The sequence below is a fragment of the Pseudonocardia humida genome, from assembly GCF_023898865.1.
GTDB lineage: Bacteria > Actinomycetota > Actinomycetes > Mycobacteriales > Pseudonocardiaceae > Pseudonocardia > Pseudonocardia humida.
In genome coordinates, this window is sequence record NZ_JAGSOV010000089.1 from 1 (window position 1) to 13785 (window position 13785).

Below are 13785 nucleotides of genomic sequence, written 5' to 3' on the forward strand. Positions count from 1 at the left end.
GCTGCGCGCCCGCCGGCCGGGCGAGAAGCTCTACCTGGTCTGCGACAACTTCTCCCCGCACCACCACGCCAAGGTCAAGACCTGGTGCGCAGACAACACCGTCGAGTTGGTGTTCCTGCCGACCTACCGGTCCTGGCTGAACTGGATCGAGAGCGAGTTCGCCGCGCTGCGCTACTTCGCCCTCAACGGCACCGATCACCGCAGCCACGCCGAGCAGAACGCGGCGATCGCCGGCTACGTCCCCTGGCACAACATCCACGCCGAGCCCAAAGTCAACTTCGCGGTCGGGTCACCGATCCGGACCTGGACCCATTACCCGGCCAAGGCTGCGTGACGGGCCACTAGTCTGGGTCTCGTCCGCGCTGCCCGGCTCGCGCCATGACATCGCCGCCGCCCGCGAGCACGGCATCCTCGACGCTCTCGCCACTGCGGGGGTGTGCGCCGGCCGCGCAGGACGTAGAGCCGCTTCGACTCCGTCGATCCCGACCGCTCAAACTCGGCGATACCGGCCATGCCGCCCGCGGCTCAGCTGCGGCACGTGACCTGGGCGCGGGTAAGTCCTCAACGGACACGACCGCCGGATGCGCGGCTTGCGGAACCGCACCACGTCCTCCGGCGCCGCTCGGCGGAACCGGGTGACGTGCCCGACCGCGACGTCGTCGGGGTCGGCGAGCAACTCGTGCTTGGTCCAGCGCCCGAACACAGCATAGCCCGTGCAGCGCGGGTTCTTTCCGAGATCGCGCGCACCGTACTGCCCTACCAGCCGTCGGCCAGCCGGTGACGGTTCTGCTCCTGCCGACTCGTTCGGGCAGGCTCAGATGTTCGACTCGCCCGGCGGCACGTCGAGGGGCGACTGCGGCGACCCGGCCCCATCAGCGGCCGGCGGGGCGCGGCGGCGAGGCCGAGCGTGCAGGCCGTCATCGACACGAAGTACGCCCGGCTGATCCAGACCGGCCGCCACCACGACTCGGGCCGCCGGGGGCGGTGTTGGTAGCGAAGGCAGTGAGCCGGTGTCCGTCGCGGTCGATCAGCCGTAGCTGCGCGCCGGGGTGCGGGCGTTCCCGACGCACGATCCGCATCAGCGTCGTCCGGGAGGCGCTGCGCCAGCTGCCCGGCCACCGGCCCGCGACCTCGAACTGCGCCACCGCCGCCGGGCCCGCGTGCGGAAGCAGCTCGCGCACGGCCCGGGCATGACCGGCGCAGGATCGATCACCACCACCGGCACCGTGGCCCGGAACTCCGGGCTGCGCGAGGTGCCGAGCGTGAACCGGGTCGCGCTCGACGTCGCGAGCAAGCCTCCGTGCACCGTGAAGTGGGAGTAGGAGCGCTTCAGAGACGCTCCACGCGGTCGGCCTGCGGGCCCCGGTCGCTCTGACGCACGGTGTACCGGACCCGGTCGCCCCGCTGCAGCGGTTCCGACCCGGCGACCACGGACACGTGGACGAACAGGTCGCCACCTCCGGCGTCCGGGGTGATGAACCCGAACCCGCGGTCGCCGTCGTAACGTGCAACGACGCCCTCGCCGGCGCGTGCGGGCACGCCCCGTGGCGCCGGCTCCCTCCTCTCGGCGAGTGCCGGCCCGACCGGTGCCGGCGGTCGCGACGGCGGTGCGGGCTCCGCCCCTCGGACCAGCTGCACGTCGCGGGCCTGCGGACCCTTGTCGCCGCTGACCACCTCGTATGCCACGCGGTCGCCCTCGGTGAGCCAGGTGAGGCCCTCGGCCAGGGACGGGGTATGGACGAAGACGTCCCCGGCGCCGGAGTCGGGGACGATGAAGCCAAAACCCTTGTCCTCGTCGTACCAGGAGACGGTTCCGTCCGCCCCGTCCGCCCCGTCCGCCCCGTCCGCCCCGTCCGCCCCGTCGGCACCGCCGGCCCGGGCGGACAGGCCGGCTCCGGGACCGAGCGGGACCACGTGCGCGGCCTGCGGGCCGCGCTCGCCATCGACGACGACGAACGCCACCCGCTGCCCTTCGGTGACGACGCCGCCGGTCACGATGGCCGAGCTGTGCACGAAGATGTCGGGGCCGCCGCCGTCCGGCGAGGCGAACCCGTACCCCTTGGCCGGCTCGTACCAGTTGACCGTACCGAGCAGGCCCATGGCGCTGCCGGCGGCCGAGTCGGCGGTGACGCGGACGCGCAGCGCCTGGGCACCGCGGTCGTTCTCCCCGGCCTCGAAGTCGACGGCCTGGCCCTCGCGGAGCACCTTCGGGCCGCCGTCCCCGACGATCTCGGAGGCGTGCACGAACACGTCTGGTGAGCCGTCCTCAGGCGCGAGGAAGCCGAACCCCCGTTCGGCGTCGAACCAGCGGACGGTCCCGTGCGGCATGGGGAAGCTCCAAGTCGGAAGTGCGGTACTGCTCCCAGTCTCGCTGACGCCGTCGTGCCCGGGACCACCAGGACCGGCCACGGTCAGCCGGTTGTCAGGGCGTCGTAGGCGACCAGGACGCGGGTGGCGGTCGCGAACGACCCGGGCGCCGCCTCGTCGCGCCGGCCCGGGAGCGCACCTCGAATCCTGGGATGCGCATCAGCTGGGCACCAGGCGTGTGGCTAGTGCGCAAATCGCCCCTCGGACACAAGATCAATGCGCTGACCAGCAACCTCTGGCAGCCGCGGCTCGCGGAACATACGAACGCGCTGGCCACAGCCGTGGGGGCTCAAGTCCCACAGGGGAGATGCCTCCGGGAGTCCGAATTGAGCCCTCCCAGGAGGTTCGGTCGCGCACGAGTTGTTCTGTCGCCCGGGCCGCTTCCTCATGCTCCCAAACCCTGACCGCTACTCAACGCCCTGCACGCTGCGGACGTGTGCGCGGTCGCCGACACCGGCTACCAGGGCGCCGGCCCCAACGTGACCGCTCCGCAGCGCCGAGGCCGCCTCGATCCCGACACTGGCAGTGCCGTCTCAGCCTGTCCGTCTAGGTCAAAATGGTGGCGGCCCTGCCGCTCTGGCAAATGACCAGGGATCCTCTCCTCAGCAGGCAGACTCCCGTCTAGCCCGATGCCCGTCACTCGGGTTGATCTTGCTGGTCTTGGGCTGCGCCCGTTCTTGCAGGGCGGGGTGATCAGGATCGAGGTGCCCGGTGCCCGGTGCCCAGGTCGGTGGGGTGCCGCCAGGGCGCGGTCGCAGGCGAGGCCGCAGCGCGGAAGACATCTCCTTCCGAGTTCGATCCGCATGGGAGCGGCGTGCTGAGGCCGCCGCCGTCGGGCTGCACCTCGACTACGCGTTCGCCGGTGCGGGTGTCGGCGTCGAGGGGGGCGGTGTCACCCACCCGCCCCGTCGCCTACACGAGCGGCAAGCCTCCTTCACGCCACTGGCTACCGGCCCCGACCCTGGGCGGTGGCCCGCCAGATACGCAGCGCGCCAGTGGAGTGGGCCGGCGATTCCCGGCTGAGCAACCCGTGGGTCGCCGACATCTACCAACGCATCCTTGCGCGAGGCCATGACGATCCCCACGCCGTGCGCCTCCTCGTCGCACCGCTCGGCGGCTGTCGGTGATCACATGGCAGTCAGGACGCGAGTGGTGTCCGCCGGCCCGCGACCACTGTGCCGAGGAACGCGGCCACGACGTCGTGGACGGCGTCGCGATCGTGCTCGTTCAGTACGTCGTGCAGGTCCCCGGGGAAAACCCTGAGAGCTGCCTGGGGCAGGGTCTGCGCCACGGCGTGCGCGTCGGTCACGGGCACGATCGGGTCGGCCTCGCCGTGGACGATGAGCACCGGTAGGGCAGGGCGGGCCTCGGCGAGCCCGGCGGCGACCTCCGGCCACACGGCCCTGACCGCGAGCAGCGACTCCCGCCGGAACCCGCCCTTCCAGGTCAGCGGGTCGTGCAGGAGGGCGTGTACGTACTGCGGGTGGGTGCTCATCCAGTCGGTCGGATCGCCTACCTCGGTTTCGGCGGCGCCGGTCGCGAGCTCCGCGTCGATCCATCCTTGGGCGAGCAGCGGCGCGCCGGAGAGCACGAGCCCGTCGAGGATCTGCGGTGATCGCAACGCGAGCAGCATCGCTGCGAGCGCGCCGCCGGAGTGCCCCATCACGACCAGGGGCACTCGGCGGTGCTGCGCTCGGACGAGGTGCACTAGCCTGCGGGCGTCGTCGGCGAACTCGCTCCACGAGGCGATCACGGCACGCTCGCCGTCGCTGCGCCCGTGGCCGACGGCGTCCATCGCGTGCACGGCCAGGCCGTCGGCGACGAGCCTGCGGGCGAGCGCGTCGTAGAGCCCGAGGTGCTCGCCGTAGCCGTGCAGCAGGACGACCACGCCGCAGATGGCGCCGTCGGGCTGCCAGCTGTCGTGGAAGATCCGGCCCTGGGAGCCGGTGAACATGGGCATGATGATGGGCCTCTCTCGTGGCGGGTGTGGTGGATGGTGTCCGCGATCAGAAGTACTGGCAGTGATCCGCGGCGATCGCCTTCTCCTCGAGGAACCAGGCGGCATCGACGATTCCGGCCGCCTCCGGGATGAGGTCGGACTCGTCGACGCCGAAGGTGGCGGCCGCGAGGCGGCAGCCGTAGAGGTTCACCTTGCCGGTGCCGGCGAGGTAGGTGAGCCAGTCGAGGATGTCGGTCGGTTCGCCGTCCTCGGCCAGCGTGCGGCGGAGGTCGGCCGCGTCCGCGGGGTGCCGGCCGTCGATCTCCAGTGCGGCGGCGCCCGCCTCGGTGAGGGTGCGTACCGCCCAGAGCACGAACAGGATGTCGACCTGCACCCCTTTTCTCCCGCAGAGGAAGGCGAAGGTGAGCGGCGTGAGCATCTTGTCGTAGCCGTCGTCCCGGACGACGATGGCGAGCTTCTCCATGAGGGACTCCCCGACTGTGAACGGATCGGATCTCGGCACACGCCGCCGTCCGGCTATCGCCGGATCTCGTAAACCACGTTGAACGGGCTCTCCGCGACCCGCCGGAACCTGGTGAATCCTGCCGTCGAGGCGACCTCACGGATCGCTGCCTCGCCGGCCTGGGCACCTAGTGCGTAGCCGCCCGGCTGGGACAGCCCGTTGGGTACGCACAGGAAGGTGGAGCCTGCGTAGTAGAGCCGGCCGACCGGGTTGAAGTTCTCCTCGACGGTGTCCGAGGCATTCGGCTCGACCAGCAGCCAGGTGCCGTCTGGCGCCAGTGCGTCGTGCACCCGGCGGGCGGCGGTCACCGGGTCGCCCATGTCGTGCAGGGCGTCGAACATGGTGACGAGGTCGTAGCCAGCTCCGCTGAAGGTCTGTGCGGTGGCCACCTCGAACTCGACCTGGTTGGCAACCCCGGCGTCGGCGGCCTTCTTGCGCGCCCGCTCGATGGACTCGGCGTGGTAGTCGGACCCGATGACCCTGGTGTTCGGGTACGCCTGCGCGATCAGCACCGACGAGGAACCCAGGCCGCAGCCGAGGTCGGCCACCCGGGCGCCAGCCGCGAGCTTCTCCGCCACGCCGTCCAGGGCCGGAATCCAGCTCGGTACCAGTTCGGCGACGTAGCCCGGCCGGTAGAAGGCATCGCACCCGACGAAGACGTCCTCGTGGTGCTCGTGCCATGCGAGGCCGGCGCCGGTGCGGAACGCCTCGGTGATGCGCGGCTCGGCGCGCAGGTAGCCGAGGGCGATGAGGAAGGCCGCCGAGATGTTCGGCCCGCTCGGGTCGGCGAGGCAGTACGCCTGCTCGTCGGACAGGAAGAACTCGCCGGTCGCGCGGTCGTAACTGACGTAGCCACCGGCGGCCTGGTTGTTCAGCCACTCGGTGAGGTAGCGCTCGTGGCAGCCGGTGCGCTCGGCGAGCACACCCGGCGTCGCCGGGCCCTGCGCGAGTGCCCGGTACAGCCCGAGCCGGTTGCCGATCACCGCGAGGCCGGCCGAGCCGGTCGCGCCCAGGTCAGCGGTGAAGCGGCCGAGGAACTCCATCAACTTGTCTTGATCCATGATCCATCCCTTCGTTGCGGCGGCTCACGGCCGGTCCGTACGAGGCTCGGCGTGCCCGCTGTCGCGTCGCCGTCGTGACGCCGGGTGAGCCCGGTCATACGCCGCACCCGGTGAGTGAGGCTGCGGGCGGCTACTGGATGTTCTGGTGGGTGCGGAAGACGCCGTGCGGGTCCCATTCGGCCTTCACGGCGGCCAGCCGCTGGGTGCTGGTGCCGTAGGCCGCGCGCATCCGCTGGCGGCCTTCGTCGCCGAGGAAGTTCGGGTAGGTCGCGCCGGTCGACCAGGGACGCAGATCGGACCGGAACGCGTCGGCGAGGGCCCGGTTGCGCTCGTCGTCGGCCGGGTCCTCCCACAGCAGCAGGGGGTGGACGATGAGCCCCGCGTCGCGCCCGGCCAGTGGCGAGTGATCCGGGCCGATCCGATCGACCGCACCGCCCCAGGCCACGATGAACAGCTGCGAGGGGCCGGGCGGCAGCTCGGCCGCGCGCCGTGCCAGAGCGTCGATTGCCTCGTCGGGCAGGTCGACGACGTTCTCGGCCGTCCAGTAGTTGCGGTAGCCGGGCGGGTCGTCCACCGAGCACTGGAAGTCGGCGTAGCCGGTGGGGCCGAAGAAGTCAGCGGCCGGACCCAGCGCCCGGATGGGCGCCAGCGCCCGTTCGCCGTCTGCGACGCTCCCCGCCCACATGCCGAGGATCGCGATGGCCGGGCGTCCCCGTAGCTCGGTCGGGACGTCGTCCTCCTCGGGCGCGGTGATGAACGCGCAGGCCAGCGAGAGCTCGTCCGGGGCGTGGTGCATGACGTCGCGGAAGGTGCGCAGCACCTCGTGGGCGCGATCGGCGGCGAACAGGGCGACGCCGGCGAACACCTCAGGTCCGAGTGGGTACAGCGCCAGCTCGAGCGCTGTGACCACGCCGAAGCTCCCGCCGCCGCCACGCAGCGCCCACAGCAGCTCGGGATTCTCGTCACCGGATGCGCGAACGATCCGGCCGTCCCAGCAGACCAGCTCGGCCCCGATCAGGTTGTCGCAGGCCAAGCCGTGCTTGCGCTCCAGCCACCCGGAGCCACCGCCGAGCGTCAGCCCGGCCACGCCGGTCGTGGAGACACGTCCACCGGTGGTCGCCAGCCCGTGGGCCTGCGTCGCGCGGTCGAGGTCCGCCCAGCGGGCGCCGCCTCCCACGCGGGCGATGCGCCGGTCGGGGTCGACGTCGATATCGGCCATGCCGCGCACGTCGAGGACGATGCCGTCGTCACACAGCGACAGCCCGGCCACCGAGTGCCCACCGGCGCGGACGGCTACTGGCAGGTCATGGCCGCGGACGAACGCGAGCGTCGCCACCACGTCGTCCACCGCCAGGCACTCCGCCACGTACCGCGGTCGCCGGTTGATCATGGTGTTGAACAGTGTGCGGCTGTCCTCGTAGTAGGAGTCACCCGGCTCGTGCAAGCCGCCGCGCAGACGGAAACGCAGCTCGTCGGCACTGGCGGTGAGGGTGCTTGTCATGGGGTAAGGCTCGCGCCGGCCCCTGGGGTGCCGCTTCGCCCCGATCGGCCATCACGTGGGATGGCCGGAAACGGCCATCGGGCACCTCAGAGCATGCCGTGGTGGGTGGCGTGTCCCACCGCCGCCGCCCGGGAGGACACATCGAGCTTGGTGCGGATGTTCGCCACGTGCCGGTGCACGGTGTGCACGCTCAGGAACAGTCGCTCGGCGATCTGGGCGTCGCCCAGACCGCCCGCCACAAGACGCAGGATGTCGACCTCCCGGGGGCTGAGCTCCTCGGATGCGGCCGGCCGTCCCGACCTGCGCATACCGAGCATCGCGAAGGCGTCCCGTGCGCCGCGTGCTTCCGCTTCGGCGCGTTCGCGGCGCCCGAGTGCCGCCAGCGCCTCCGACAGCAGCATCCGCGCCTGAGCTGCCTCGTAGGGCGCTGAGCAGGCGCCGAACAGGTCGGCGGCATCCTCGGCGGCCCGCCGGGCGCCGTCGTCCTCGCCGCCCGCTAACAGCACCTCCGCGCGCACCAGACGTCCGCGACCGCGCATGTAAGGCGTCGCGAGCCGCGCCGCCTGACACTCCACCTGGTCGGCAGCCGCCGCCGCGCCAGCACTGTCCCCGCCGGCCGCGAGCGCCCGCGCGAGCAGCTCCAGCGCCGGTAGCCGATCCAACACGCTCGCGTCTCCCAGCCCCCGCAACGCGCGGTCGGCCGCGTCCGCCGCCGACGCCGCATCGCCGCCGGCCAGGTCCAGCTCGCCGAGCGCGGCGATAGCCGCAGGCAGCGGCAGCGCCGCCTCGAACAACCTGCGGGCCTCGGCGAGCTTGCCCTGCCGCGCCCGCAGCAGGCCCAGCCGCACCGCGGTCGGCGCAACCAGCCCGGGCCGTGTGGCGCGCAGATCGGCCATCGCGCTCCGCAGCTCCTGCTCGGCGTTCGGCCAATCGCCGCCGGCGGCGAGCACCTGACCGTACGCGGTGCGGCAGACCCCGAAGAAAAGGCGCGCATGCCAGATCGCCGACCAGCTGTGCAGGGCGCGACACCACTGCGCAGCCCGCCCGAAGTCGCCGACCTCGACGCAGGACGAGACCGTGTGGCACAACGCCCAACCCGGGGCGATCGTCTCAGCGAACTCCTCGCCGACCGCCAACGCCGCCGCCTCGTCCAACCGGCGCAGCCCCTCCTCGACCGAGCCCGAGGCGACCAGGGCACTGCCCAGGACCGCTAACGCGACGACCTCGACTCCCACGTCCGCAATGCCCCGCGCCAGGTCGAGCGCCTCGCGCGCCAGGCGCTCAGCGGATGCCGGATCGCCCTTGGCCAGCAACGCCATATCCGCTTCGAACACCCGGACGAAGCCCGTCTCGGTGCATGGCTCGTGGCCGCTCACCAGCGCCCGGGCACACGCCACCCAGGCCAACGCGAGCGCGTCGTCCCCACGGAATTTGAGGTGGTCAGAACCCAGCCACATCGCCATCCGCGCCGCGCCGCACACATCGCCGGTCCCTCGGTAAGCACGGTAGGCGCGTTCGCGCGCGGACAACGTCGTGTCCTGATCGCCCTGCCACCACGCCGCCCAACTCAGCCCCTCCCACGCTTCAGCGGCCTCACCTGTCGCCGCCGCCTCCTCGAAGAGGACGCGGGCCAGCGGCCAGGCAGCCTGCGCGAGCGCCGCTCGGCCCATCGCCAGCGGATCTGACTCACCGACCACCCGACCAGCATCAGGGGCACGGGCCCACCCGACAAGACACCATACGAGGAGGGGATCAGCCGACGATCGGTCGATGGACGCGTTGGCGACGAGTTCGGACGATGTGTGACGACCCCGGCTGGGAGGCCTGGCAGTACCGGCCTCAGCAACACGCCTCCTGAGGCGTCAGCCAGAGATGGTCGGCGATGCTGAGCGACCGCTCGGGCGGGCCCGCCGCGGCGGCAGCTCCAGCACCTTGACCTGCGCCACCTCACTGAAGCGGTAGGCGTGTGGTTAGTGCGCAACTCCCCCCTCGGACACAAGATCCAGTTTGGCAGTTCGCACTCTCCTTCGCAGCGCATGCCAAACGCAGGGACGCGGTGACTTCACGGTTCGCACGTGTTGGGCGCTCATCCCGGCGGCGCTGCCGTGCCGCGTTGCTCGACGACCCACACCGCGATCTGGGACCGTGACGAGACCCCGAGCTTGGCCCGGATGTGCTCGACGTGAGCTTCTGCGGTGCGCAGCGCGATCACCAGCGCCCTGCTGATCTCCTTGTTGGTCTTGCCCTGAGCCACCAGCTCGGCGACCTCGTGCTCGCGAGTCGTGAGCGGGGTGCTCGCCTCCTCTCGGCGCGGGCCGTTCAGGACTAGTTCGACGACGTCCTCGAGCTGCTGATCGGCGCCGTCCGCGTGAGCTGCGGCGTACCCGGCGGCGCCCAGGCGGCGCCGCGCCTCGCTGCAGCACCGCTGATGGCGGTCGACGAGCGAGCCGTATCCGCCGAGGGCCGTTCCCGTGTCTGGCCAGCGGCGGTGCAGGGCACCGAGGATCCGGGCAGCCCGGTCGGGGTTGTCGCCGACCGTGGCCCAGGCGACGACCTCCAGGGCCATGGCCGCGCCGAGCTCGTCGCTGTGCTGGCGGGTGGCCTTGAGGCTCTCGACTGCATCCGCGAGCGCGGCTGCGCCGTCACCGCGGCTCCAGAGCGCCACCGCTCTGATCCACCGGGCGTAGCCGGACCACCAGCGGGCCCGGCGGTCCTGGCAGAACCGGAGGCTCTCGTCCGCGCTGGCGACTGCCGCTGCGGTGTCGCCCGCGACAGCGTGGCGGACCGCCAGCCGGAAGGCGGTCAGGGCGAGCCCGGCCGGGTCGCTGGTCTCACGGTGGACCCGCAGCGCCCGCCGGAGCCGGTGTTCGGCTTCGTCGAGCCGGCCGATCCGAGTTGCGGCCTGGCCGAGGAACAGGTCGATGAACGCCGGTGTCACGCGGTCATCGTGCTGGGCGGTGTCCGCGCTGCGGTGCAGGAGCTCGACGGCGTGCTCGTGGTCGCCCTGGACCAGCGCCAGCCAGCCGTCGACCCACAGCGCGGTGGCTGTGAACTGGCTCGGCTCGGCCACCGCGAGCAGCCGGTCCAGCCACTGCCGGCCCTCGTTCACCCAGCCTGCGGCTCGCCACATCAGCCAGAACGTCGTGGCCAGCCGCAGGCCCTCGGCGGCATCCGCGGCCGAGCGGGTGCAGCTGTCCAGGGCCGCGCGGAGGCTGGCGTGCTCCAGCCGCAGCCGGTCCAGCCAGACGAGATCCTGCGGGCCGAACCAGTGGGCCGCCGCTTCGTCGACGAGCCGCTGCAGGAACTCCCGGTGACGCCGCCGCAGCCGCTCCTCCTCCCCCGACTCCGTCAGCCGGGCCAGGCCGTAGCGGCGGATGGTCTCCAGCAGGCGGTAACGGACATGGGTGCCGTGGTCCTCGGGGAGCAGCACGGATTTGTCGACGAGCCCGGCCACGAGGTCGACGACGCAGCCGGCGTCGATTCCCTCGCCAGCGCAGACCTGCTCGGCCGCGCTCAGGTCGAAACCGCCCCTGAAGATCGAAGCTCGGGCCCACAGGACGCGCTCGGCGTCGCTGCACAGCCGGAAGCTCCAGTCCATGAGGGCGGTCAGGCTGCGCTGGCGGGGGTGCACGTTGCGGTGGGTGCTGGAGAGGATCTCGTGCGGTCCGTCCAACCGGTCGAGCAGTTGGGCCGGCGACAGCACGCGGAGCCGGACGGCGGCGAGTTCGAGCGCGAGCGGCAGGCCGTCGAGGGAGGTGCACACGGCGGCGACCGCCGCGGCGTTCGCCGCGCTGAGCTCGAACCCCGGGGCCGCGGCGCGGGCGCGGTCGAGCAGCAGTTCCACCGCGGGGTAGCGGGCGAGCTCGGCCGGGTCCGGGTGCTCGCCCGGGGGCGGCACGGCCAGCGGCGGCACCGGCAGGACGTGCTCACCCGGCACGTCGAGCGGCCGGCGGCTGGTGGTCATCACCGTCACTGCGGGAGCCGTGGCCAGCAGGTTCTCCGCGAGCGCCGCGCACCCCTCGATCGCGTGCTCGCAGCCGTCCAGGACGATGAGCGCGCGCTCGTCGGCCAGTCGTCGGGACAGGTCCTCAACGGTCAGCGTGCCGTCCTCGTCGCGGATGCCGACCGCCTCGGCGACGGTGGCCTCGACCAACCCCGGTTGGTCGACCTCGGCGAGGTCGACCAACTGGACGTGGTCGAAGGCGGGCGTTGCGTGCTGGGCGGCGAGCCGCTTGGCCAGCCGGGTCTTGCCGACCCCGCCGACCCCGACGAGGCTCACCAGCCGCGCGGACTCCAGCAACCGGGTGACCTCGTCGAGCTCGGACGTGCGTCCGACGAGCGTCGTGGGCTCAGCAGGATGACGACCTGCGGCACCGCGTGCCGGGGTCATCGCTCCTCCGAGGGCGCCCACATGACGCACCCCACACTACGACTGCAGGTGGACGAGGCAAGCTTGTTCCGACGCCGTCGCCCCGTCGCGCGATCGGTCAGCCGCTGACCTCACCGCACGAGGTCGGCACCCACCCCTGCGCGCCGCGGAACCGGACGACGCTCCACTGATCGTTGGTAGTGGGCGAGCAGGCACCGCCGACGTGGTAGGTCGCGCCCAGCACCGATCCGTCCAGCCGGTTCGTGCAGGCCCGCTGCCCCTTCAGCAGCAGCCCGATCACCCGGCCGTCGTTCAGCTCCGACCGGTTCTCCGGCGGGATGCCGTCACCGGTGGCGTGGACCTTGACCGTCTCCACGGCCTCGTAGCTGACCCGGCATCCCGCGCCGCCGCCGGATGCGGCGGCAGACGCGGGCGCGGACTCGGCCGGAACCAAGCCGGCGAGCACCATCGCGGCGGCCGCCGCGCCGGCAGCCAATCCCATCCGCAACATCCCGCTCCCTCCGTTCCCTTTCGATGCATCGTCACGATAAACCGTGACCGGGCCGGAGTCAGGACCCAGCGCGGATCTGCGGTTAATACCTAAGGGATGCTGCGGGCAGTAGGTAACCCTGCCGATGGATTCGCGGAACGCGTCTTCCGTAGCCTCGGGACGAGAGATCCAGGAACCAGGAAAGGAGACCAGTGATGACGACCGCCCCGGCCACCGGACGACGTCTCGACATCCCGGGCGACATCGCGCAGAACGCGATCCTGCCGCAGTCCTATGGCGACGAGCAGGGCCGGACCCACCCGGCGTACCGCTGGCTGCGCGCCAACCTGCCGCTCGGGCGAGCGAGCCTCGACGGCTACGACCCGCTGTGGCTGGTCACCAAGCTCGACGACGTCAAGGCGGTCGAGAAGGACGCGGTGCTGTTCAACGCCACCGCGAACAACCCGATCCTCACCACCCGGGCCGGCGACGACTTCATCCGGTCGATCACCGGCGGGACGATCCGTCACCTCGACGGACCCCCGTTCATGGACCCGCCCGAACACACCCGCATCAGGGCCGCGACCGGGCAGTGGTTCCGACCGCGGAACGTCGCACGGTTCTCCGAACAGGTCCGCCGGATAGCGCGCCGGTACGTGCAGGACCTGGTCGATTCCGGCGGCGAATGCGACGTCGCCCAGGACTTCGCGCTGCGCTTCCCGCTGCACGTCATCATGAGCCTCTTCGGCGTGCCGGTGCAGGACATGCCGATCTGGATGAAGCTCACCCAGGAGTTCTTCGGCGTCGACGACCCCGACGAACAGCGCACCGACATCGAGGCCAGCCCGGACCAGGCCGCCCGGCAGTTCCAGCGCACGATCGAGGAGTTCTTCGACTACTTCCGGACCTTCACCGCGCAACGGCGGGCCGAGCCGCGCGACGACCTCATGTCCGCCATCGCGAACGCGCAGGTCGACGGGGAGTTCCTGGACGACCGGTACATCAACAGCATGTACCTGTCGGTCGCGACCGCAGGCCACGACACCACCTCGTCCACGATCACCGGGGCCGTGCTGGCGATGGCCGGGGACCCCGAGCAGTGGACGAAGGTACGCGCCCGCCCGGCGCTGATCCCGGACCTGGTCGAGGAGTCGGTGCGATGGACCTCGCCGGTGAAGCACTTCATGCGCACCGCCTCGGCCGACACCACACTGCGCGGCGTGCCGATCAGCCGCGGCGACCGGCTCATGCTCAGCTACCCCTCCGCCAACCGGGACGAGGAGCACTTCACCGACCCCGACCGCTTCGACGTCGAGCGCTCGCCCAACCACCACATCGGTTTCGGCCACGGCGTGCACCTGTGCATCGGGCTGCACATCGCCAAGCTGGAGATGCGGATCCTCTGGGAGGAACTGCTGCCGAGGATCACCGGGTTCGAACTCGCCGGCGAGCCACGGCCGGTCGAGTCCAACTTCGTCGCGAGCTACAAGAGCCTGCCGATCCGGTTCAGCACGGCATGAGCAGGACCCGGGCCG

Annotated in this window: 11 protein-coding genes and 1 pseudogene; 4 read left to right on the top strand and 8 right to left on the bottom strand. The window is 71.7% G+C overall.

The genetic code is table 11. The annotated features are described in order from the left end of the window. The 3 genes and pseudogenes from KDL28_RS37260 to KDL28_RS37270 form a co-directional block, all read left to right on the top strand. Window positions 1-334: transposase (locus KDL28_RS37260; RefSeq protein WP_252446206.1), on the top strand; the 334-nt coding region annotated here is incomplete at its 5' end. 1 nt (window position 335) lies between these two features. Further along, a pseudogene (locus KDL28_RS37265) lies at window positions 336-435 on the top strand (IS5/IS1182 family transposase); the annotation flags it as partial. Window positions 436-1190: 755 nt separating this feature from the next. Next, the gene (locus KDL28_RS37270; RefSeq protein WP_252446207.1) at window positions 1191-1322 is read left to right on the top strand and encodes a hypothetical protein; all 132 of its coding nucleotides are present in this window, start codon (window positions 1191-1193) and stop codon (window positions 1320-1322) included. A 7-nt stretch (window positions 1323-1329) separates the two neighbouring features. On the opposite strand, the gene KDL28_RS42335 is transcribed toward KDL28_RS37270, so the two are convergent. From KDL28_RS42335 to KDL28_RS37320, 8 genes are all read right to left on the bottom strand, one after another. Then, entirely contained in the window at window positions 1330-2328 is a 999-nt protein-coding gene (locus KDL28_RS42335; protein WP_372497171.1) for a cold-shock protein, read from the bottom strand. A 1177-nt stretch (window positions 2329-3505) separates the two neighbouring features. Beyond that, a complete protein-coding gene (locus KDL28_RS37290; protein WP_252446208.1) occupies window positions 3506-4321 on the bottom strand; it encodes an alpha/beta fold hydrolase in 816 nt (271 codons plus the stop codon). A gap of 52 nt (window positions 4322-4373) precedes the next feature. Next, a complete protein-coding gene (locus tag KDL28_RS37295; RefSeq protein ID WP_252446209.1) occupies window positions 4374-4790 on the bottom strand; it encodes a hypothetical protein in 417 nt (138 codons plus the stop codon). Window positions 4791-4843: 53 nt separating this feature from the next. Beyond that, the gene (locus tag KDL28_RS37300) at window positions 4844-5890 is read right to left on the bottom strand and encodes a class I SAM-dependent methyltransferase (RefSeq protein WP_252446210.1); all 1047 of its coding nucleotides are present in this window, start codon (window positions 5888-5890) and stop codon (window positions 4844-4846) included. Window positions 5891-6020: 130 nt separating this feature from the next. Then, window positions 6021-7391, bottom strand: coding sequence for an FAD-binding oxidoreductase (locus KDL28_RS37305; RefSeq protein WP_252446211.1), 1371 nt, complete (start codon window positions 7389-7391; stop codon window positions 6021-6023). An 86-nt stretch (window positions 7392-7477) separates the two neighbouring features. Beyond that, window positions 7478-9088, bottom strand: a complete 1611-nt coding sequence (locus KDL28_RS37310) for a LuxR C-terminal-related transcriptional regulator (protein WP_252446212.1) — start codon at window positions 9086-9088, stop codon at window positions 7478-7480. 389 nt (window positions 9089-9477) lie between these two features. Continuing rightward, the gene (locus KDL28_RS37315) at window positions 9478-11781 is read right to left on the bottom strand and encodes an ATP-binding protein (RefSeq protein ID WP_252446213.1); all 2304 of its coding nucleotides are present in this window, start codon (window positions 11779-11781) and stop codon (window positions 9478-9480) included. A gap of 97 nt (window positions 11782-11878) precedes the next feature. After that, window positions 11879-12262, bottom strand: coding sequence for a hypothetical protein (locus tag KDL28_RS37320; protein WP_252446214.1), 384 nt, complete (start codon window positions 12260-12262; stop codon window positions 11879-11881). Between the two features lie 203 nt (window positions 12263-12465). On the opposite strand from KDL28_RS37320, the gene KDL28_RS37325 reads away from it, so the two are divergent. Beyond that, window positions 12466-13770 (top strand): cytochrome P450, encoded by a 1305-nt coding sequence (locus KDL28_RS37325; protein WP_252446215.1) that lies wholly within the window; start codon window positions 12466-12468, stop codon window positions 13768-13770. Window positions 13771-13785: the final 15 nt, after the last annotated feature.

Coding starts and splice junctions, on each gene's coding strand:
- KDL28_RS37295 (WP_252446209.1), bottom strand. CDS start 4,790: ATGGAGAAGCTCGCCATCGTCGTCCGGGACGACGGCTACGACAAGATG.
- KDL28_RS37305 (WP_252446211.1), bottom strand. CDS start 7,391: ATGACAAGCACCCTCACCGCCAGTGCCGACGAGCTGCGTTTCCGTCTG.
- KDL28_RS37325 (WP_252446215.1), top strand. CDS start 12,466: ATGACGACCGCCCCGGCCACCGGACGACGTCTCGACATCCCGGGCGAC.
- KDL28_RS37320 (WP_252446214.1), bottom strand. CDS start 12,262: ATGGGATTGGCTGCCGGCGCGGCGGCCGCCGCGATGGTGCTCGCCGGC.
- KDL28_RS42335 (WP_372497171.1), bottom strand. CDS start 2,328: ATGCCGCACGGGACCGTCCGCTGGTTCGACGCCGAACGGGGGTTCGGC.
- KDL28_RS37270 (WP_252446207.1), top strand. CDS start 1,191: ATGACCGGCGCAGGATCGATCACCACCACCGGCACCGTGGCCCGGAAC.
- KDL28_RS37315 (WP_252446213.1), bottom strand. CDS start 11,781: ATGACCCCGGCACGCGGTGCCGCAGGTCGTCATCCTGCTGAGCCCACG.
- KDL28_RS37300 (WP_252446210.1), bottom strand. CDS start 5,890: ATGGATCAAGACAAGTTGATGGAGTTCCTCGGCCGCTTCACCGCTGAC.
- KDL28_RS37290 (WP_252446208.1), bottom strand. CDS start 4,321: ATGTTCACCGGCTCCCAGGGCCGGATCTTCCACGACAGCTGGCAGCCC.